Source organism: Methylosinus trichosporium OB3b (assembly GCF_002752655.1).
Taxonomy (GTDB): Bacteria; Pseudomonadota; Alphaproteobacteria; order Rhizobiales; family Beijerinckiaceae; genus Methylosinus; species Methylosinus trichosporium.
This window is the reverse complement of sequence record NZ_CP023738.1, coordinates 59,775-82,139: the sequence shown is the minus strand read 5'-3', so window position 1 is coordinate 82,139 and position 22,365 is coordinate 59,775. Positions and strand designations below refer to the sequence as shown.

Genomic DNA, 22,365 nt, shown 5'->3' with positions numbered 1-22,365 from the left:
CTTCAAGGATTCATCATCAGCTCGGCGAGCATCGCCGAGCCGGAGAAGGATTGGCCGCCATCGGCGACGAGCGCGACGCCGGTGAGCAGCGAGGCGGCGGGCGAGGCGAGGAAGCAGCAGACCGCTGCGCAATCCTCGATCGTGCCGAAGCGGCCGATCGGCACATAGGCGCTGAGCTCGGCGATATCCTCGGCGGTCAACAGGCGCCGCAAGCCTTCCGTCTGCTCGATCGGCCCGGGCAAGATGCTGTTGCAGCGAATCCCATATTTCCCCCACTCCAGCGCAAGGCCGCGCATGAGACTGTCGATCCCCGCCTTGGCGGCGCCGACATGTGCCTGGAAGGCGAAGGGCATCAGCGCATTGGTCGCCGAGACGAAGATGATGTTGCCCTTCGTCGCTTTCAGATGCGGAAAGGCGGCGCGGGCGGCGTTGAACGAGCCCATCAGATCGACCGCGATCACCTTGGCGAAGCCGTCGGCCGTCATCTGCTCGGCCGGCGCCGGGAAATTCGCCGCCGCGCCGCAGATGAGCACATCCACCTTGCCGAAACGGCGCTCGGTCGCCGCGAGCGCCGCCTCCAGAGTCTCGATCCGCTGCACATCGGCCTCGACGACGAGCGCCTGCGCCGAGAGCGCGCGAATGGAAGCGGCGGCGGCCTCGAGGCTGGCGAGCGTGCGGCCGCAGAGCGCGAGATTGGCGCCCAATTCCGCGAAGCCGCGCGCGATGCCGGCGTTGATGGTGCCGCCGCCGCCGGTGACGAAGACGGTCTTGCCGCGAAAGAGATCCTTGGCGAAACACTTGCCGATCATCATTTTGTCTCCGCCAGCGCTTCGGCGATGTCGATCTCGCCCTTTTGCAGGCGTTTCAGCACGGCGAGCAAGGCCTCGTCCGCGCTTTCCCCCGGTGGCGCGGGCGGTGGATCGGCGAGCGCCGGCCCGGCGCCGCGGCTGCGGCGGATGATGTCCTTGAGCCGCCCGCTGCGCTGTCGCGCCCGGCTCTCTGCGGGCGCCGCCGCCGCGCCGAAGCGCTCGGGAAATTCCGCGCCGATATAGGCCGCGAGCTTGCGCACGGTCGAATAGTTGAACAGCGTCGTCGTCTTCAATTCGACGCCGAGCGCGGCGTTGAGATCGCGCACCAGCTCGACGCTGATGATCGAATCCGCGCCATAATCGGCGAAGCTGCGATCGAGCTCCAGCTCCTCCGGCGCGAGCCGCAGCGAGCGCGCGATGGTCGCTCGCAGCAGCGCTTCCAGCTCGGCCGGCGCGGCGGCGATCGGAGTCGCGGCCGTCGCGGCCGCGACCGGCGCCCTTTCCAGCTCGGCGACGATCACCGATTGCAGCGCCCCCTCTCCCCCGCCAGAGTCTCGCTGCGCCCGAACCCCTGCTCGGCGAGCGCAATGCGCCAGGACGCGGCGTCGAGCAGCGGGCTGTGCGCTATGCGCCGCTCGCCATCGGCGAATTTCCACCAGCCGGAGGTGAGGCCGAAGGTCAGCGTGTTGAAGTCTTGCCGGCTCGTCGCCTCATTGAGCAGCAGCAGCCCGCCTTCGCGCAGCAGCGCGCCGACATGGGCGAGCGTCGCGGCAATCTCCCGCGTCGCATGCAGCACATTGGCGGCGACGACGATATCGAAGCTCTGCGCCGCAAAGCCCTGCGATTGCGGCGAACGCTCTATGTCGAGCGCCTCCACGGTCAGGAAGGAATAATCGGCGAAGCGCCGCCTCGCGGCGTCGAGGAACATGCGGCCGACATCGGTGAAGGTGAATTCGATGCGGGAAGCGAAGCGCGTCAGCGCCGGCAGCAGAAAGGCGGTGGTGCCGCCGGTGCCGCCGCCGATCTCGATGATCCGCAGCGTCTCGCCCGGGGCGAGCCGCGTGAGGCGCCGCTCGACTGCCGCCGCGACGCTTGTCGCCACGATCGATTGGAAATGATCGACGATGGCGTTGCCGCGATAGATCGGCTCGACCAGATGCGCGCTTCCGCCGGGGAAGAGCACGTCATTGGCGTCGATTGCTCCGCGCAGCACGTCGGGAAGACGCATCACGCAGGCGTCGAGCAGATCGAGATAGGGCGCGACCTCCGGCCGCTCGGCGATCCAGCCCGCGCGCTTTTGCGCCAGCTCGTCCTCTTTCGCGGCGGCGACCGCCTCCGTCGTGACCCAGGCGCCATTTTGCTGCGCAGCAAATCCAGCACGCGCGAGCATGTCGACGAGCGCGGCGAACAGCCCCGCATGGCGTGGCGCGACGCCGAGCGCCGCCGCGTCGAGACTCTCGCCGGGCCGGCGTGCGACGCCGAGCGCGCGCAGCGCGCGTAGGCAATGCTGCGCAGCATAATCGCCGATGCCTGCGAAATCGCGCGTCGCCGCGGCAAGGCTCGCCGCCCCCTGCCGCGCCGGCTCCAGCGCGGCGTCGACCGCCGCCTCGAAACCGCCGGCGTCGCGGAGGCCGAGCGCAGCGGCGGTCGCGGCGCCGACGCGCAGCGGCGCGATCTGCGGCAGAGGCGAGGCGAGAAGGCGCTCGACCGTCTCGAACCCCTCGCTCGTCGCGATCGGATAGACGCCGACGCGCGCCAGCGCCGCATGATGCTCAGGCGCGGCGACGCGGCCGACCTCGCCCCAAAAGCCCCAGTCGATCACCTTCACTGGCCAGGGCGCCGCGCGAAGGCCGATGGCGTCCTGCGCCGCGCTCGCCGCCGCATAGGCGCTCTGTCCCGGATTGGTCGTGTGCGCGTTGCTCGAGGAGAACAGCATCACGAAATCGAGCGCATGGCCGCGCAGCGCCGCGAAGAGATTGCGCGTCCCTCGCGCCTTGGGCGCCATCACCGCGCGGATCTGCTCTCCGGTGAGCGTGACGGCGCGTGCGTCATGCATGGCGAGGGCGAGATGAAAGGCGCCGTCGAGCCCGCCGAAGCGCGCTATTATGGTCTCGACCGCGGCCTCCAGCGCCGCCGCATCGGCGACATCTGCCTCTACGTAGACGATTTCGCCGCCGATCGCCGCCAGCCGCTCGGCGATCGCCGGCTGCAGCGGACGGCGGCCGAGCAGCGCGACTCGCGCGCCGGCGCGGCGGACGAGATGTTCGGCGAGCGCGAGCCCGATGCCGCCGGCGCCGCCGACGATCAGATAGCGCCCGCCCCGCCGCCACGGATCTCGCGGCTCGGGAAGCGACGTCTCGACGAGGCTCTTGCGCCACAGCGCCCCGCGCCGCAGCGCGAAATCGCCTTCGCCGACGGGCAGGCGGAGAAGCGCGTCGGCCGTGCAATCGGCGTCGACGTCGACGACCCGCAGCCGGAATTCCGGATGCTCGCGGCGCACCGATTGCGCGAAGGCGGCCACCGCCGCGCCGGCCGGGTCCGGCTGCTCGTCCGGCAGCACGGCCCATGCGCCGCGCGTCACCACCGTGAGCGCCGGCGGGCGTGGCCGCGCCGCGAGCGCGCGCACGGCGGCGGAAAAGCGGATCACCGCCTCGTCCTCGGCGACGCCATCGGTCTCGACGAACCACCATGCCGATTCGCAATTCATATCCTCGACGAAATCGCGCGTCTCGCCCGACCAGGCCGCGCGCACAGCGGCGGCGAGAACGCCGCCGCCCCGGACCGCGAGCGTCCCGCTCGCGGTCGATGCGGCCTCGGCCACCACGGGCGTCCACAAGGGCCGCAGGCGGCGGAGCGGAAGCGTCTCGCTCACGCGCCGCGCGGTCATCCCCGCGATCGCGAGCAGCACGCGCCCGTCGCGGTCGGTGATGTCGAGATCGAGCGTCACGAAGCCGGGCCCGGCCTCGCGGCGCCGGCCATGCACATGCGCGGCCGCTGAAACATCGGCCCAGCGCGTCAGCCGCTCGATCGAGAAGGGCGCGAAGCCGCCCGGCTCGCTCACCAGAGCGAAGCTCGTCTGCAGGGCCGCGTCGACGAGGTCGGCGGGCCAGCCCGCATCCGCCCACGCGCCGGAGAGATCGGCGAGGATTTCGCCCGCCCCGCGCCGCAGCCGGGCGAGGCGCCGATAGCGTGGACCGTAATGCGCGCCGCCGGCGGCGAGCGCGGCATAGATCGACTCATGCTCGATCGTCTCCGCGCAGCGCTGCGCGACCGCCGCGAGCGGCGCCGGCTCCGGCGCCGCGGCCGGCGAATCGCAGAAGAGTCGCCCGCGCGCATGGGGCGTGTCGCCGACCGCGATCACGAAGCGTCCGTCCGGCTCGACCGCGATCGTCGCATTCATCTGCGGCCGCACCGGACGCAGGAATTCGACATCTTCGGCCGCAACGATGGGGCGAGTCCTCTCCCCCGCGCGCCGCGCCGCCTCGAGCAGGAAGGCGCCGGCCAGAACCACGGCCTCGCCGAGCCGATGATCGGCGACCAGTGGATCATCGGGCGCGGCGATCAGCGCCAGAGTCTGCGCCGACGCGCCGGCGCGCGGCGACAGCTCCACCCAGCAGCGCCGCTTCTCGAACGCATAGGTCGGCAAGGAAACCGGCCGGCGTGGGCCGGGCGGCAGCGCCTCCCAATCCATGCGCCCGCCTTCGACCCATGCGCGGCCGGCCTCCGGCGCAACCGGCGGCGCCCCATCAGCCGCAAAGCGCCGCAGCGCCGTCGCCAATTCCGCTATGGTGGCGGTGGAGAACAGGGCGCGATGGCGCATCGCCTCGCGGCCGGTCTGCAGCGTGCGGACGACGGCGGCGAGATCGGCCTCGCGTCCCTCGCCGTCGAGCCAATCGGCGAGACGCTGCGCCTGCTCGCGCAGCGCCGCCGGCGTCGCGGCCGAGAGCGGCGCCAGCAGCGCGCCGCCGCGCCAGGGCGCCGATACGGCGACCGCCGGCGCCTCCTCCACCACGAGATGCGCATTGGCGCCGCCCGCGCCGAAGGAGCTGATCCCCGCTCGCCGCGGCGCCGCGTCGCGGGCCCGCCAGGGCGCGAGGCTCTGCTGCACGACGAAAGGCGTGCGCGCGAAATCGATCGCGGGATTGAGCGTCTGCGCATGCAGGCTCGGCGCGAGCTGCGCATGGCGCAATTGCAGCGCCACCTTGGTGAGCGCCGCGATTCCAGCCGCGGATTCGAGATGGCCGATGTTGGATTTCACCGAGCCGATCGGCAGCGATTTCGGCGCGCCCGCAAACACGCGCGCGAGGCCGGCGACCTCCACCGGATCGCCGAGCGCCGTGCCCGTGCCATGCGCCTCGATATAGGAGACGCTGTCCGGCGCCACGCCGCCGCGACGCAGCGCCTCGGCGATCAGATCGGCATGCGCCGCCGGATTCGGCACGGTGTAGCCATTGGTCCGCCCGCCGTGATTGACGGCGCTCGAACGCAGCACCGCATGCACGCGGTCGCCATCGGCGAGGGCGCGATCGAGCGGCTTCAGCAGCACGGCGCCGACGCCCTCGCCCGGCACATAGCCGTCGCCCCCGGCGCCGAAGCTGCGGCAGCGCCCGTCGCTGGAAGCGAAGCCGGATTTGCTCAAGATCCAATGTTTGCTCGGATGAATGGTCAGATTGACGCCGCCGGCGAAAGCCACCGAGCACTCGCCATTGCGCAGCGCCGCGCAGGCGAGATGAATGGCCGAGAGCGAGGAGGAGCAGGCGGTGTCCACCGCCATGCTCGGCCCATGCATGTCGAGCCAGAAGGACACGCGATTGGCGATGTTCCAATAAGCGGCGTTGGGCGCGATGAGTTTTCCGCGCGCCGCCTCCTGTGGGCCGAACAGCTGATAATCGCCATACATGACGCCGACGAAGACGCCGCCGCGCCGCTGGGGATCATTGCGGAACAAGGTTTCGCGCGTGAGGCCGGAATCCTCCATCGCCGCCCAGGCGATCTCCAGAAATTTGCGCGCTTGCGGGTCGAGCGCGTCGGCCTCGCGCGGCGAGATGTTGAAGAAGGGCGCGTCGAACTCGTCGACCCCGTCGATGAAGCCGCCCCATTTGCTGTAGCTGGTCTCGGGCCGCTGGCGATCGGGATCATAGAAGCCGCCGAGCGGCCAGCGGTCTTCCGGTATCTCGACGATGCAGTCGCGCCCCTCGGCGAGATTACGCCAGAAGGCGCCCAGCGTTCGCGCCTGCGGATAGAGCCCGGCGATTCCGATGATCGCGATCGGCGCGTCGGCGGATGCGGCGATCGGCGCCGCGGCGAGCATGGGCTCCGGCGGATTCACCAGCGGCTCGCCGAAGCGGGCGACGAGCGCCGCCCCATGATCTGCGAGGAGGCGCGCGGCAAGATCGGCGATGGTCTGATGCTCGAAGAACAAAGTCTTCGGCAGCGCCCCGAGATCCTGCTCGAGTCGCGCGTTCATGCGCAGGATCATCATCGAATCGACGCCATAGGCCTCGAAGCGTTCGGCTGCGTCGATGCGCGCGGGCGCGAGCCTGGTGGCCTCGGCGACGACGCTCTTGAGATAATCCTCCACAGGCGCGCGGGCGCCCGGCGCCGAAGGGGCGCGCGCATCCTGCGCGCGAAACGGCGCGGCGGCGAAGGCGCGCAACGCCTCGCCGCGCCCATGCAGCACGACGAGCTCGGTGACATCGGCGTGAAGCGCGGCGTCGAGCGCGGCGCAGGCGGCGACGTCCGGCATGGGCGAAAGGCCCATCACGCGCTCCAGCTCCGCCGCGACCTCCGGCGCCGGCGCCATCGCGCCATTCTCCCACAAGGGCCAGTCGATCGCGACCGTGCGGCCAGGACGGCCGCTGCTCCGCCGCCATGCGGCGAAGCCGGCGAAAAAGCCATTGGCCGCCGCATAGGCCCCCTGCCCGGCCGAGCCGAAACGCGCCGCGGTCGAGGAGAAGAGCAGGAAGAAATCGAGCGGATCGGAAGCGGTGAGATGATCGAGCGCGACGGCGCCGCGCGCTTTCGGCGACCACACAGCGTCGAAGTTCTCCGCTTCCTGTTCCGCCATGCGCCCGTCGTGCAGCACGCCGGCCGCATGAATGACTCCGATAATGGAGCCGAAGCGGCGGCGCGCCTTGTCGAGCGCGGCGCGCAGAGCGGCGCCGGAGGAGACATCCGCGACGAGATGCAGCACATCGGCGCCGGCGGATTCGATCGCGCCGATCGTCTCCTGCAGAGCGGCGTCGGGCGCGCGTCTGCCGATCAGCGCGAGCTTGGAATAGCCGCTTCTCGCGAGATGCTTTGCCACGCGCAGGCCGATCGCGCCGGCGCCGCCGGTGATGACAATCGCGCCATCCTCGCGCGCGACATGAGACGCCGGCGGCGCCCATTCTTCGAGACGGATCTCGAAGCGCTGTCCCTCGCGCAGCGAGACGACGGGCGGCGCCGGATCGAGCGTCAGCTCGCGCGCGAGCGCGTCGAGATCGCCGTCCTCGCTCTCGATCGCCGTGCAGGCGACACGGGAGCTCTCGCGCAGCACGCTTCGCGCGAGACCCGCCGCGGCGCTCGCGATCGGCCCCGGCCGCGTCGCGAACACGAGACGCGCGACAGCATCGGAGCGCACCGCCGCGCGCGCGGTCAGCCACAGGGATCGCGCGCCGATCTCGGGACCGAGCGCGTCGAGCGCGGCCGAAAGACTCGGCGCGCAAGCCGGCGCCGTCGTGGCGTCGATCGTCCAGAGATGAGCGACAAGGGCGGCGAGCGGCGCCGTCTCCGCGAGCAGCCTCTCGTAATCCTCCGCCGCGCCGGGATCGATCGCGAAGCGATCGGGCGCGAGCCTCGAGAAGCCGTCGCCGGGCCGCACGCCGATGACGCGCGCGCCGCTCGCGCGAAGCCGCGCGCAGATCTCTTCGGAAGCGAAGGCCAGGATCGTGTCCGCGGGCCTCACGGCGGCGGGCGGCGCGAGCGGACGAGAAACCGGCGCGAGCAGCAGCGTCTCTTGGGCTGCGGCGGGTTTCAGCGCGCGCGCCTCGAGCCCGCGGCAGAAAGCGAGAGTCACGCCCGCGTCATCGCAGAGCGCGACATCGAAGCGATGCAGCCCCTCGCCGGCGCCGACGCGCCGCGCATGAACGAAGCGGGGCGCGCGCGCGGCATGAATTTCGAAGCTCTCGAGCGCGAAGGGCACATAGGCGCGCCCATCGGTTTCGTCGGCGAGGCCGATGCAGGCGGCGGTCTGGAAAGCGCCATCGAGCAGCGCCGGATGCAGCCGCCAGCCGCCATCGGCCGGCGCCGCGAGCCGCGCCAGCGCCTCGCCCTCGCCGAGCGCCACATCGGCGATCACGCGATAGGCCGGGCCATAGTCATAGCCGCCGCGCGCCGCCGCCGCATAAATTTCGGCGCCGTCGCGCCGCACTGCGCAGCGCGCGCCAATGGCCGCGAGGTCGAGGCTCCGCGGCGCCGGCGACGCGGCCTCGGCGACGGCGGTCGCGAAAATCGTCCCCTCCGCCCGCAGCGTGCAGCGCGTCCCATCGACGTCGAGCCGCAACGGCAGGTCGCGCTCCGTCACATCCACGACGGCGCGCCACGCGACATCGCGCAGAACGCCGGTCTCCAGGCCCGCCGCGGCGCGGGCGAGTTCGAGGAAGGCGGCGCCAGGGAGCAGCTTGCGGCCGCGAATGACGTGATCGCGCGTCAGCCAATGCGCGGCGAGCGCGGTGAGCGCCGGCGCCGCGGCGGTCGCCTGCGGGCGCCAATAGAGCTCGCGCTCGAAAGGATAGCCGGGCAGGCTCAGCAGCCGGCCGCGCGACGCAAAATCGAGGGTTTCGCCCGCCTCATAGCGCCGCGCGAGATCGCCCGGCGCAGATGCGGGCGCCGGCGCGCCGCCGAGCGCGGCGGCAAGCTCGGCGAGCGAGCCGGCGACAAAAGCCCGCCGAAAGCGGAAATGCGCGCGGCGGCCGAGCGTGAAGGCGACATCGGCCGGATGCGCGTCGGAATGGCGCTCGAGCCAGCGCGCGAGATCGGCGAGCCGTCGCGCCAGCGCGGCCTCGCTCTTGGCGGAGAGCGCGAACAGCCACGGGCCGACATCCCGTGCGACGTCCGCCGCCGGCGCCTCCTCGAGCACGATATGCGCATTGGCGCCGCTGAAGCTGAAGGAGCTGACCGCCGCCCGCCGCGGGCCGGCGCTCGCCCAGACCCGCGCCGCGACATTGACGAAGAACGGGCTGCTCGCGAAATCGATATGCCGGTTCGGCTTCGAAAAATGCAGGCTCGGCGGCAGCACTTTCTCGCGCAGCGCCAGCACGGCTTTCAGCGCTCCGGCGATTCCCGCCGCGGCCATCGCATGGCCGATATTGGTCTTCACCGAGCCGATGGCGCAGAAGCCTTTCTCGCCCGTGAAGGCGGCGAAGGCGTCGGTCAGCGCCGCGATCTCGATCGGATCGCCGAGCTTCGTCCCGGTGCCATGGGCCTCGACGAGGCCGATCGTCGCCGGATCGACCTTCGCCGCGCGATAGACCTCGCATTCGAGGTCGGTCTGCGCCGTGGCGCTCGGCGCCGTGAGGCCGCTGGTCTTGCCGTCCTGATTGATCCCCGTGCCGCGGATCAACGCATGGATGCGGTCTCCGTCGCGCAGCGCGTCGTCGAGCCGCTTCAGCACCAGGACGCCGACGCCCTCGCCCGGCGCGAAGCCGTCGGCGCCGTCGTCGAAGCTCTTGCAGCGCCCCTCGGGCGAGGCCATGCCGGCGTCGGCGAGATAGAGAAAAATCTCCGGCGACAGCAGATTGCAGGAGACGCCCGCCGCCAGCGCCAGATCGCTCTCGCCCGCGGCGAGGCTCTGGCGGGCGAGATGCAGCGCTGTCAGCGAGGACGAGCAGCCGGTGTCGACCGGAAAGGTCGGGCCTTTCAGATCGAGCAGATACGAGAGCCGCGCCGAGAGGATCGCCATCGACCCGCCGAGCGATTGCAGGCTCGGCGGGGCGTCGGCGCGATAGGAGTTCGCCGAGGCGCCGACAAAGACGCCACAACGCGCTCCCTGGAGGCTTTCCGGCGTCAGGCCGGCGTCCTCGAGCGCGTGCCAGGCCTCCTCGAGCAGCACGCGCTGCTGCGGGTCCATCGCTTCCGCCTCGGCGGGCGAGATGGCGAAGAACAGCGGATCGAAACGGTCATGATCCGGCAGCGTCGCCGCCCATTTGGCGTAGGTCTTTCCGGGCCGGCCACGCGTCGCGTCGAAAAAGGGCGCGATGTCGAAACGGTCGATCTCGCGCACGGAGCAGCGCGCAGCGGCGATATTGTCCCAGAAGGCGTCGAGATCGCGCGCGTCGGGGAAACGCCCGGCCATGCCGATGATGGCGATGGCGCCGTCGCCAATCTCTTGCAAGCACTGGCGCGCCCCTCTCCCAAAGGGCTACGGAGTTCACGGAAGCGATTCCCAAAGCGTTGCATTTGCGCTTCACAGGTCCGAGCGAATCGGATCGGAGGCGGGTCATGGGGTTTGGGGTCGGCGACATTCGTGTCGAGCGCAGCGGCGACTGGCTGATGGAGCAGATCGCGGCGACGGGGTCGCTGACCTTGCGTAAGGTCGGGGCCTCGCGCAGCGGCGAGATGCGCGCCCATCGCTTCCTGTCGTCCGGCTTCGCCTCGGTCGAGGCGATCATGGAGACGCTGGGCGCGCGCACCGCGGAGCGCTGCGCCGGTCGCCGGGTGGTGGCCGCACAGGATACGAGCGAGATCAATTTCGCCGGCCGCTCGGCCAAGCGTCGCGGCCTGGGGCCCGCCGGCAATGGATGCGATCCTGGCTTCTTCATCCATCCGGTGCTGGCCATAGACGCCGATGACGAGGCCGTAGTCGGCCTCGTCGACGCGCGGATCTGGACGCGTCCGCAGACGAAGGCGCCGGCGCGGCGCGGCCGCGCTTTCGAGGACAAGGAATCGGCGCGCTGGCTCGAAGGCTGCGCGAGCGCCGCAGAGCAGCTCGGCGCGGCCGCCGAAGTCACCGTCGTCGGCGACCGCGAGAGCGACATCTTCCAGCTTTTCGCGCGGCGTCCCGAGGGCGTCCATCTCGTCGTGCGCGCCGCCCAGGATCGCCGTATCGAAGGCGGCTCTCTCTTCGAGGCGGCCGCCGCGGCCGCGCCGCTGACGACGACAATGACCAAGGTCGCGCCGCGCGGGCCGGGCGACAAAGGGCGCCTCGCCAGGGTCGAGCTGCGCGCGGTCCGCGTCCGCCTCCTCGCCCCGGCCTCCCTCTCCGCGAAGGAAAAGACGGGCGCGCCGGCTGTCGAGCTGACGCTGGTGGAGGCGCGCGAGATCGAGCCGCCGGAAGGCGTCGCTTCGCTGCTGTGGCGGCTCCTGACCACCCATGCGGCCGAAACCGCCGAACAGGCGCGCGAGATCGTGCGTTGCTATCGCTTGCGCTGGCGGATCGAGCAATTGTTCCGCACCCTCAAAAGCGACGGGCTCGCGCTCGAGGACAGCCAGATCGTCGACGCCGAGCGGTTGATGCGGCTCTCGGCGGTGGCCCTCGGAGCGGCGGCTCGCATCATTCAACTGGTCGACGCGCGCGACGGCGGCCCGCGCTCCTGTGGCGACGTCGTCGACGAGGCCCTGGTCGAGCCGCTCGAGGCGATCGGCAAGACCTTGGAGGGCAAGACGGAACGGCAGAAGAACCCGCATGAGAAGGGCTCGCTCGCATGGCTCGCTTGGATCACAGCCCGTTTGGGAGGCTGGAACTGCTACTACAAGCCGCCCGGCCCCAAGACGATGCGAGACGGATGGAACCGCCTCGCCTCCATGCTCGCCGGATACGCCATCGCAACAGCCAAAGCGTTTCCGTGAATCCCGTAGCCCAAAGGGAGAGGGTGGCCGCGGAGCGGCCGGGTGAGGGGGTTCTTTCTCGCCGATGTTCGCGCCGGCGTTCCCCTCATCCGACCCGGCTTCGCCGGGCCACCTTCTCCCTATGGGAGAAGGAGTCGCGCTCGATCGTAGCTGGTTCACTTCCTCGCCGGGGTGACAAAAGCTCACTTGCGGGAAGCGCTCGGCGATATGCGCCGCGAGCCGGCGGACATTGGGGAAATTGTAGAGATCGGTCGCCCTGAGCTCGATCCCCGCTGCGCGGTTGATATCTTCCGTGATCTGCGGTGCGACGATCGAATCGACGCCGATCTCGCCGAAGGGTCGCTCCGGATCGATCGCCTCCGCCGCCATGTCGAGCCCGGCGGCGACCATTGCGCGGATAAAATCCTCGGCGCTTCCCTCGCTCGCACGAGCCGGAGCGGCGCGCGCCGGCGACGGGGCCGCCGGCTTTTCGGCGAGCAGCACGGTCTGCGGGCTGGCGCTCGCATTGAATCCCGGCGCCGGCGCGGCGACGACATGCGCGAGGCCGGCCGCCTCGAGGGCGCGCCGCCAGCCGGCGACATCGAGCAGCGGACTGTGCGGCAGCCGGATCGCCGCATCCTCGGCGCGCCACCAGCCGTCTAGCAGGCCGAAGGTGAGCGTCGCGAAATCCTCGGCGCGCGTCATCTCATCGAGCAGCAGCAGCCCTTGCGGCTTCAGCAGCGAGGACGCGTGGCGAAGGCTCTCGGCGATGTCGCGCGTCGCATGGAGCACATTGGTGGCGAGGACGAGATCGAAGCCGCCCGCCGCAAAACCCTGGGAGCCGGGATCGCGCTCGATGTCGAGCACGCCGAAGCGCAGGCGCGGATCGGCGAAGAGGCCGCGCGCGCGCTTCACGAAAGCCGCCGAGACATCGGTGAACGAATAGTCGAAAGGCGCGTCGCCGAGCGCATCGAGCACGGCTCGGGTGGTGGCGCCGGCGCCGGCGCCGATCTCGACAATGCGCAGGCTCCCGCTCGCTTGCGCCGCGCGCGCCATCACGACATTGCAGGCGGCGAGCACGGGCTGGTCGCGATGGATCGCCTCGACGAGCCGCATCGAGCCCTCGGGAAAGAGGACGTCCGGACCTTGGCGCTCGCCGGCGACCACATCCGGCAGAGCGGCGACGCAATGGTCGAGCAGATCGAGCGAGTCGCGCAGGCGCGGCTCGAGCGCGAGCAGCGCCGCGCGGTCGGGCGCCGTCTCCCCGCAGCGCGCGAGCAGTTCGGCGAGGGCGGCGACGAGCCGCGCATGCCGCGGCAGCGCGCCGAGACGGCGGCCGAGATCTTCGGCCGCGGGCGCCGGCTCGCCCGCGGCGAGAACGCCGCGCTCCTGCAGTCGGCGGCGCGCCGCATGACGGCCATAGGCGTCGACGGCCTCGATCGAAGCGATGCTCCCGACCGCCCCCGAAGACGCCGCGCGCGCGGCCTCCGCGGCCGCGGCGAAGGCCGCACCCGGCGCGGCAGGCGCACCCATGGCCTGCCAGACCGCGTCGCCGAGCGCCGCATGGACGATGCGGTTCTCCGCTCCGCCGACGATGCGCTCGAAGGCGCGCACCGCCTCGGCCGGAGCCATCGCCTCGACGCCCTGGCGGGCGAGCCGCGCCACGCCGTCGCCGGCGAAGGCGTCATGGCGCCAGAGGCCCCATTGGATGAGCCGGACGGGCCGCCCGGCCGCGCTCAGCTCCGCCGCGAAGGCCTCCTCGAAACAGCAGGCGGCGCAATAGCTCGCCTGTCCGACATTGCCCGGAAAGGCCGCATAGGCGCCGATCGACGAGAAGACGGCGAGAAAATCCAGCGTCTCGTTCCGCGTCGCGCGCGCGATCTCGCGCAGCCCCGCGACCTTCGGGCGCAGAGCCGCGGCGAAGTCCGCCGCGCCGGTCTCCGCAATGCGCGCGAACAACGGATCGACAGCCGCCTGGATGACGCCATGCACGGCGCCGAAACGCGCCTTCATCGCGGCGATGACGGGGTCGAGCGCTGAAGGCTCGGCGATGTCGAGCGCGTGATAATCGGCTTCGGCGCCGAGGCGGCGCAGGCTCTCCAGAAAGGCGCCGCGCTCGGCGTCGAGGGGCCGGCGACCGACGAGGACGAGCTTTCCCCGCCAATGTTCGGCGAGATGGCGCGCGATTTCACGACCGATGCGGCCCATTCCGCCGGTGATGAGATAGGCGCCGCCTTCTCGCAGGCCGGAGGCCTGCGCTCCCAGGGACTCCACAGGAGAGAGGCGCCGGGCGTATCGGCGCCCGCCGCGCAGCGCCACGGGCTCGCCGCTCGCCTCGGCCGGCGTCGCGAGCAATAGCTCGCGGCTCGGCTCCAGCGCGTCGACATCGAGGATGATCATTGTCCAGCCGGGATGCTCGCGCCCGGCCGCCTTGGCGAGGCCTTCGAGCACGGCGCCGGCCGGATCGACCGCGCGCTCTCGGCCGTCGACGCGCCGCATCGGGGCGACGGCGATGCGCAGCTCGATCTGCGCCGGCCCATCGGCGGCGAGAGCCTTCAGCAAGGCGAGCAGATGCTCGGGCGCCGGCCGCTCCGCGGCGCCATAGAGGATCAGCGCGCCGGATGGCAGGCGGCGGACCAGTTCGGCGATCTCGCGCGGCTCCGCCGGATCTGCCGCCAGCGGCGAAAGATCGGCGAAAGCCGCGGCAAAGGCCGGGCCGCCGATCGCGGCGTCGAGCCGGCGCCGGGGCAAGAGCGCGGCGGGCGCCTCGGCGAAGAACGGCCGGAAGGCGCGCGCGACGGGGGCCGGCGCTCCGGCGCGCCGCAGCGTCAGGCCGGACCAATGCAGACAGGGCGCGCCCTGGTCGTCGGCCACAGTCACATCGATTTGATCCGGTCCCGCGCGGCGCGCCAGAATCGACGCCTGCCGCGGCAGTGGCGCGTGCAGGTCGATCGCCGCGACAGCGACCGGATAGCGCAGCGCCGGCGCCGGCCCGTCGGCGCGCGCCAGCAGAGCGGCGGCGGTCTGGATGATGGCGTCCGAAAGGCGCAAGGGCAGCAGACGCCCAGGCTCGATTTCGAGATTGTCGATCCGGCCGAGCGCCACATCTTCGCCGAGCCACAGCGCGTCGAGCCCGGCAAAGCTCGGTCCGAGACGCGCCGCGCCGCGATCGAGGCCGACGAGCGCACCGCGATCCATATGCAGATCGGCGCGCGCTTTCGACGCCGCTATGTCCAGGCGCGACGGCGCGGGCGCCGCCGCTCGCGTGAGCCGGCAGCGGGCCGCGACCTCTCCGCCCTGCGGGCGGAGATTCGCCGCCACATCGACGCCGGCGGGCGCGGTGTCGATCCGCAGCTCGATCCCGCTCTCGGGGACGGCGATGGTCCGCTCCCAGGCGATGTCGCGCAGGCCGCGCGGCGCCGCGCCGAAGATCGCTTCACCGGCGCGGCAGGCGAGATCGAGGAAGACGGCGGCGTGGAGGATGGCGGCGCCGTCGACGATATGATCGCGAACCAGCGGATCGTCCGGGCGGAGCCGGACGCGCAGCCCGCTTTCGGTCGTGGACGGCGGCCGCACCGCCCAATGCTCGGTCGGCGCGAAAGGATAGCCCGGCAGATCGAGCGCGCGGCGCCCCTCCGGCCACAGCGTAGGCCACTCCGGCGCCGCGCCAGACAAATATTGCGCGGCGAAGGCGTCGAGATCGCCGCGATTCGAAGCCGGCGCGGCGCCCGCCCCATCGGCGATGGCGATGCGGTAGTCGCCCGCGGCGAGCCGCTCGGCCGCCTCGGCCGGGGTCGCGGCGATGAGCGCGAGGCGATGCGCGAAATGCGTCCGCCCGCGCGCCAGCGTCGCGCCGACATCGACGAGCGCGGCGTCGGCGCCCGGACCGCGCAGCCAGGCGGCGAGATCGGCGACCTTGCGCGCCAGCGCCTCGGCGTCGCGGGCCGAGAGCAGCAGCAGCGTCGGCGCCGGCGTCGGACGCGCGCGGTCGAGAGCCGGCGCCTCCTCGAGCACCGCATGGGCGTTGGTTCCGCTGAGCCCGAAGGCGCTGACCGCGCCGCGCCGCGGCGCCCCGGACGCGGCGAGCCAGGGCCGGCGAGCCGTCAGCACCGAAAGGCCAGAGCGCCCGACGTCGATCTTGGGATTGAGCGCCGAAAAATGCGCCGAAGCCGGCAATTCGCCGTGGCGCAGACAGAGGATCGTCTTGATCAGCCCGACGATTCCCGCCGCCTCCGCCGTATGGCCGACGCTGGCCTTGGCCGAGCCGAGCCAGCAGGGCGCAGCCTCGGGATCGCGTGGGCCGAGCGCCTCGCGCAGCGCCGCGACCTCGATCGGATCGCCGAGCGGCGTGCCCGTCCCATGCGCCTCGACAAAAGTGATCGTCTCCGGCGCGACGCCGGCGCGGCGATGCACGGCGCGCATGAGATCGGTCTGCGCCTGCGGATTGGGCGCGGTGACGCCATTGCTGCGGCCGTCCTGATTGGTCCCGGTCGCCTTGATCACCGCGTCGATACGGTCGCCATCGGCCAGCGCCCGGCGCAGCGGCTTCAACACCACGGCCGCCGCCGCCTCGCCGACGGCGATGCCGTCGGACGCGGCGTCGAAAGCGCGGCAGGCGCCGCTCGGCGACAGCATTCCGGCGCGGCGCATCGCGTCGAAGGCGAGCGGATCGAGGAACAGAGCGACGCCGCCCGCGAGCGCGAGATCGATCTCGCCGCGCCGCAGTGCGTCGCAGGCGAGAGCGACCGCGACGAGAGAGGACGAGCAAGCGGTGTCGACGACGAGCGACGGGCCTTTGAGATCGAGCGCGTAAGCGACGCGCGCGGCGATCATCGAGGCGAGATTGCCGGTGAGGCCGTAGCTCTGCGCCGATTTGCTGTCCGCATCGAGCAGCGCCTCATAGCCCGAGCCGGAGGCGCCGACGAAGACGCCCACGGCGCCGCCGGCGAGGCGCTCGGCGGAGAGGCCGGCGTTCTCGAAGGCGCGCCAAGCCTCCTCGAGGAACAGCCGATGGCAAGGGTCCATCGCCGCCGCCTCGCGCGGCGAAATCCCGAAGAAGGCGGCGTCGAACTGCGCGACGCCTTCGAGAAAGCCGGCGCGAATCTCGTCGCCGAACGCCGGACGGCGATCGGCCGGGGCCGCGCCAACCGCGCTGCGTCCCTCCGCGAGCAGCGACCAGAAGGCCGCGACGTCGGGCGCGCCGGGAAAGCGGCCGGCCATGCCGATGACGGCGATATCGTCGTCCCGCAGCGGCGCCGGCTCCGGCGCTGCGACGATCGCCGGGCGCGGCGCCAGCGTCTCAATATGACGGGCGAGCGCCGCGGCGGTTCGATGCGCGAACAAAGCCTCGACGCCGAGCCGCAGATCGAAAGCGCGATTGACCGCGTCGAGAAAACGAACGCCGAGCAGCGAGTTGAGGCCGAGCTCGGCGAAGGGAGCATCGGGCGAGACGCTTTGCGGGGCGACGCCCAGCGTTTCTGCGAGCAGCCGCAGCACGCGCGAATGCTCGCGGCCCGGCGCCTCGCTTCGCGCAGCCATATTCCGCAATTTCTGCTGATAGGAGATCATGCGAGTCCCAATTGCCGCCGGTTGGTCGTCACGAGACCGGACGCGCCGCTGCGCTTGCGCGCGGTGATGAGGAGATAGGAGACGAGCCCGCTCGCCAGCGCCTTGCCGAAGCCGTCCCAGGAGCGCTGCACGGCGGCGTTGAGCGCCGCCGCATCGCCGCCCGCCTCCTGCGCCAGCATCTCCTCGAGGCCGGGGTCGTGCAGAAAATTGGCGATCTCGGCGGAGACGTCGACACAGACCTCGATCTCGAGATTCTGCGCGGCGAGCAGCTCGGCATAATCCGCCTTGGGGCTCGTATAGGAGCCGACCTCCGGCAGGACGATCGGCGCCAAAGTGCTCGAGGCGCAATCGGCGAGGACGAGCCAGCCCTCCTCCGCGAGATGGCCCGAAATATTGCCGAAGAGGCTCGGCTTGTCGGCGATGTGATGGCCGACCTCGAAGCCGAAGACGAGATCGAACAGGCCGGGGAAAGGGTCCTTCGCGCTGTCGCGATGATGGATGGCGACGCGATCCTCGAGCCCGGCGGCGGCGACGCGGCGCGCGGCGATGCGCGCCTGCCGGGCGGAGATGGTGTAGCCGACGCCCTCGAGCCCGGGACGGCGGCGCGCCAGCGCGACGAGATCCGATCCGACGCCGCAGCCGAAATCGAGCGCGCGGGCGACGCGCGAGAAATCCACCTCGGCGAACAGGACCTCGCGCATCTGCCGCTGCGCATCCTGCACCATCGCCCAATGGGCCGGATGGCGGTCCGGGTCTTGAAAGGTGCGCCGCCAGGAGAAGCCGGGGACGATTTCGGGCAAAGGCGCGAGGGTGAGGAAGATGTCGCCCTCGCGCTCCTCGACGCGAGAGACGGCGTCGTAGAAGGTCCCGACGACGCTGCCGGCGGGAGTCGATGAAAGAAAAGTTTCCGGGGCGAGCCTGAAGGCTCGCGGTCCGAGGGCGTTCCTGGGCCGCGAGCCTTCAGGCTCGCTGCTCGAAGCCGCGCGCTCGAAAATCAGTCCGGGCATGGGAATGCGTCGCCCCGAGGTCGGCGCGCCAACGGCCGGCTCCGGCGCGGGTCCGCCCGAGAGGAAGCCGCGCATCGCCTCGCTGAGATGATCGAGGTCGCGCGCGTTCATCGACCAGGGGCAGGGGAAGGAGTCGCGCCCCTCCGCGAGGGTGACGGCGATGTCGGCGAGAGACGGCGATTTGGCGTCGATGAAGGCGAGGAGCCGGGCCATCGTCGCGCGCAGCCCCTCTTCGCTGCGCGCCGATATACGGATCGGCTGCGGGGCGGGCGCCGCCGGCTCGGCGCGCGCGGGCGCTTCCTCGAGCACGAGATGGGCGTTGGTCCCGCCGAGCCCATAGGCGTGGACGCTCGCCGCGCGGCGCCGGCCGGGCGCGGTCGGCCAGGGGCTGGCTTCGTCCACGAAACGAAGGCGGAGGTCCGCCTCGATCGGACGACCCGCGACCCGGCGCGGCAGGCCGGGCAGGACGGCGCAGCGCAGCGCCAATATGGCCTTCATCAGCCCCGCGACGCCGCCCGCCGCGTCGAGGCTGCCGATGAGCGGCTTCACGCTGCCGACGACGCAGGGCGCGCCTGTCCGCTCCAGCGCGTCGAAGGCCTGCGCGAAGGCGCTGACCTCGGCCATGTCGCCGGCCTTGGAGCCGGCGCCATGGGCCTCGATGTAATCGATATCGGCGCCGGCGAGCCCGGAGCGGCGCACCGCCTCGGCCATGCAGGCGGCTTGAAGACGCGGGTTCGGAAGAGTGACGGAGCCGGAGCGGGCGCCGGCGTGATTGACCGCCGAGCCGCGCAGCACGGCGTGGATGAAATCGCCGTCGCGCTCGGCGTCCGCCAAGCGCTTCAGCACCACGACGCCGACGCCTTCGCCGCGCGCCTGCCCATTCGCCCCCTCCTCGAAAGCGCGGCAGACGCCCTCGGACGAGAGCACGCCGAGCCGCGCCAGCGCCGCCGTCTCCTCCGGCGCGAGCAGCAGGCTGACGCCGCCGGCGAGCGCCATGTCGCATTCGCCGGCGCGCAGCGCCGCGGCGGCGCGATGCACGGCGAGAAGGCCGCTGGCGCAGGCGGCGTTGACCGCCTCGCTCGGCCCGGTGAAATCGAACAGAAAGGAGGCGCGGTTGGGGACCATGGAGAGCGCGGCGCCGACCGCCGCGAGCCCGTCGAGCGCTTCGCCCTTCGCCCGCAGCAAGCCCTCATAGCCGGTGGAATAGGCGGCGGCGAACACGCCCGTTCGGCTGCCCCGGAGCGCGCTCGGACGCAGGCCGGCGTTCTCGAGCGCGCTCCACGTCTCCTCGAGAAAGAGACGCTGATGCGGGTCCATCGCCGCCGCCTCGGCGGGCGCCAGTCCGAACAGCGCGGCGTCGAAGCCCTCGACATCGGCGAGATAGCCGCCGCGCGGCGGCAGGCCGGCGCCGCCGCGCTCAGGCGGGGGCGGCGACAGCAGCTCCTCGCCGTCGCGGATCGCCCGCCAGAACCGGTCCAGATCGCCGGCGCCGGCGAAACGTCCGCTCATGCCGATGATGGCGATGGGTTCGTCGACAGCCGCGGCGGCGGCTGGAGCCGGGCGCCGCGCGCGTTGCGGCCGCAGCGCGTCGAGGTGCTCGAGCGATTGCAGCACGAGATCCTCGTCGACGCCGAAATCGATGAGGCAGGCGATCTCGTCGACGCCGGTCGCGGCGGCGCGCTCCAGCATGTCGCGGCACTCGGACGGCGAGCCGAACAGCGCCGCCGAGCGGACATAGCGCTCGAAGGCGTAATCGGCGATCTGCGCGCGCTGGCGCTCGGACATGGCCCGCCCCTCCTCCGAGCCATGGCGCTGCGCATCCACCGAATTGCGCACATAATCGAGGAAGGGCTCGCGGATCACGGCGCGCGCGTGATCGCCGTCGGGATGCACGAAGCTGTGCAGCATCAAGGCGACCTTGCCGCCGTCCGGATCGCGCCCCGCCTTCGCGCGCGCGTCGCGATAAATCGCGATCTTCGGGGCGATGTCCTCGATGACGCCGCCGAACAGCATGGTCAGCAGGCCGAAGCCTTCCGCGCCGGCGCGGGCGAAGGTCTCGGCGTTGCCGGTGGTGGCGATGAAGATGGGCGGCTCCGGCTGAAGCGGCCGCGGGAATACGCGCAGCGGAACGCTGGCGCCGAGACCATTGGCGCAATCGAGGCTGTCGCCGCGCCAGAGCTTGCGCACCTCGTCGCAGCGGCTCCAGATCAGCTCGCGGGCGGTCGCGAAATTCTGCGGCGCGAGGGCGAAATCATTGGGGCTCCAGCCCGGCGCGAAGCCGAGATCGACGCGGCCGTTCGAGAGATTGTCGACCATCGACCAGGCTTCGACGATTTCGGCCGGATGATGCAGCGGCAGCACGACGCTGCCGGCGCGCAGGCGAATGTGGCGCGTGATCGAAGCCAGCGAGGCGGCGAGCACCGCCGGATTGGGATAGGGGCCGCCGAAGGGGTGGAAATGCCGCTCGGGCATCCACACTGCGGTAAATCCACGTGCATCGGCGAAGCGCGCCGCCTCCTGCACCAGCCGATAGAGATTCGGCCGCGCCGTCTCGCCGGCGGTGGCGGAAAAGAACATCAAGCTGAAGTCGAGGTCCTCGGCGCGGCGGGCGCGCGGCGCCGGCGCTTGCGGGACCTCGCTCGCGCGGCGGCGCGCGAACTCGCTCGGGCGCAGCAGGGCCTCGCCCCGGCGAGCCTGCCACAGGGCCAAGGCTTTTTGCTCCAGCTCGCGGCGCGCGCTCATGATTCCACCCTCGCATCGGGCCGCGCGAGACGCGCCGCGACGCTCGCGGAAAAACGCGCCAGCGTCGGCGATTCATGGAACATCACCGGATCGATGGCGACGCCGAGCCGCTTCTGCAAGCGCTCGGCGAGATGCAGCGCCTTGATCGAATCGAGGCCGAGATCGGCGAAGGCGGACTCCGGAAGAAGCTTGTCCCGCGGCAGCTTGAGGAAATCGCAGATCGCCTCGCGGATCAGCGTCGCCGCGGCCTCGCTCGGCGGCGCGGGCCGCGTCTCGGCGGCGGGCGTGTCGAGATAAGCGAGGAAGGCGCGCAGAGTCTCTTCGTCCAGCTCGCGCAGCTCCGCGAGAATATCGGCGCCGGGTTCGACGGCCGGCGCGGCGGTCAAGCGGCGGATCGCCTCGGCGCCGCCCTTCAGCGCGGCGACCTCGGCGCACCCGCTGCGCACCGCATCCAGCAGAATGCGCAGGCCGTCGCGGGCGTCGATGGTCTCGAGTCCCTCGGCCGCGAGCCGCGCGCGCTTCGCGTCGTCGAGGAAGCGGTCATGCTCCCATTGCGGCCAGCAGATCGCGACGGTGCGGCCGGAGCGCAGACCGCTACGCCGCTTGTTCTCGCGCAGGCGGGCGAAAGCGTTCTGGAAGCCGCAGGCGAAGGCGTAATCGGCGCCGCCGGGAAGGCCGGTCCAGGAGGCGAGCGAGGAGCAGAGGACGAACCAGTCCAGCTCCGCATCGGCCAGCGCCGCGTCGAGCGCCAGAGTCCCGTCCACCTTGGCGGAGAGGACGCGCTCGACGCTGCCCGGCGATTTGCCCGCGAGCAGGCCGTCCTCGACGGTTCGCGCGAGATGCAGGACGCCATGCAGTCGGCCGATGCGGCTCTCGATCTCGTCGAGCGCCGCGCGCAGACGCGCAGGGTCGGTGAGATCGCAGGCGACATAATGGACGCGGACGCCCTGCGCCTCGAGCCGCTCGAGACGCTCGCGCGCCGCGCCGCGCGGATCGCTGCGGCCGAGGATGGCGATGCGCGCGCGATAATCGCGCCCCAGCCGCTCGGCGAGCGCAAAGCCGACTTCTCCGAGCCCGCCGGCGAGCAGATAGGCGCCGCCGACGCGAAAGCCGATCGTCTCCTCGGCTTCGTCGGGCGCGGCCGGCGCGACCACAGGATGCAGCCGCCGCCCGGCCTCGCGCAGAATTTCGGCGGCGTCGTCTTCGGCGAGCAGCTCCTCGCGGCAGATGCGCGCCGCTTCGGCGATCTCGACCGCCCCGGCGACGCCGATGGCGCGCAGCCGCACGCCGCGGCTCTCCTGATGCGCCGAGAGCGCCAATGCGCCGACGGCGCTATCGAGCGGGCGCGCCTCGGCCTCGTCGAAGACATGCAGGATGCGCAGCGCGCCGCGGCCGCTACGCTGGGCCGCCTGGGTGAGCGTCAGAGTCGTCAC

General features: G+C 71.7%; 6 protein-coding genes and 1 pseudogene. 1 reads left to right on the top strand and 6 read right to left on the bottom strand.

Annotated features, from left to right (window positions below; all coding sequences use genetic code 11):
• Positions 1-2 precede the first annotated feature (2 nt).
• From CQW49_RS21560 to CQW49_RS21550, 3 genes are read right to left on the bottom strand one after another with little or no spacing between them, the layout of a single operon-like run.
• Entirely contained in the window at positions 3-812 is an 810-nt protein-coding gene (locus tag CQW49_RS21560; RefSeq protein ID WP_003614166.1) for an SDR family oxidoreductase, read from the bottom strand.
• Positions 809-1,330 (bottom strand): acyl carrier protein, encoded by a 522-nt coding sequence (locus CQW49_RS21555; protein ID WP_157926098.1) that lies wholly within the window; start codon positions 1,328-1,330, stop codon positions 809-811. The genes CQW49_RS21560 and CQW49_RS21555 overlap by 4 nt, the downstream gene beginning before the upstream one ends.
• Positions 1,327-10,182 (bottom strand): SDR family NAD(P)-dependent oxidoreductase, encoded by an 8,856-nt coding sequence (locus CQW49_RS21550; protein ID WP_099831924.1) that lies wholly within the window; start codon positions 10,180-10,182, stop codon positions 1,327-1,329. The genes CQW49_RS21555 and CQW49_RS21550 overlap by 4 nt, the downstream gene beginning before the upstream one ends.
• Positions 10,183-10,289: 107 nt before the next feature.
• Between CQW49_RS21550 and CQW49_RS25270 the strand changes: the two genes are divergently transcribed.
• A complete protein-coding gene (locus CQW49_RS25270) occupies positions 10,290-11,636 on the top strand; it encodes an IS4 family transposase (RefSeq protein ID WP_024749416.1) in 1,347 nt (448 codons plus the stop codon).
• 216 nt (positions 11,637-11,852) lie between these two features.
• Here the strand turns inward: CQW49_RS25270 and CQW49_RS25765 are convergent.
• From CQW49_RS25765 to CQW49_RS21500, 3 genes and pseudogenes are all read right to left on the bottom strand, one after another.
• Positions 11,853-17,153, bottom strand: a pseudogene (locus CQW49_RS25765) (SDR family NAD(P)-dependent oxidoreductase); the annotation flags it as partial.
• A 26-nt stretch (positions 17,154-17,179) separates the two neighbouring features.
• The gene (locus CQW49_RS21505; protein WP_003614160.1) at positions 17,180-20,932 is read right to left on the bottom strand and encodes a MupA/Atu3671 family FMN-dependent luciferase-like monooxygenase; all 3,753 of its coding nucleotides are present in this window, start codon (positions 20,930-20,932) and stop codon (positions 17,180-17,182) included.
• Positions 20,929-22,365, bottom strand: coding sequence for a beta-ketoacyl reductase (locus CQW49_RS21500; protein WP_157926096.1), 1,437 nt, complete (start codon positions 22,363-22,365; stop codon positions 20,929-20,931). Before CQW49_RS21500 ends, CQW49_RS21505 begins: the two co-directional genes overlap by 4 nt.

Bases quoted from the DNA above. Each gene is read 5' to 3' on its own strand.
- CQW49_RS21560 (WP_003614166.1), bottom strand. From the start codon at position 812: ATGATGATCGGCAAGTGTTTCGCCAAGGATCTCTTTCGCGGCAAGACC.
- CQW49_RS21505 (WP_003614160.1), bottom strand. From the start codon at position 20,932: ATGAGCGCGCGCCGCGAGCTGGAGCAAAAAGCCTTGGCCCTGTGGCAG.
- CQW49_RS25270 (WP_024749416.1), top strand. From the start codon at position 10,290: ATGGGGTTTGGGGTCGGCGACATTCGTGTCGAGCGCAGCGGCGACTGG.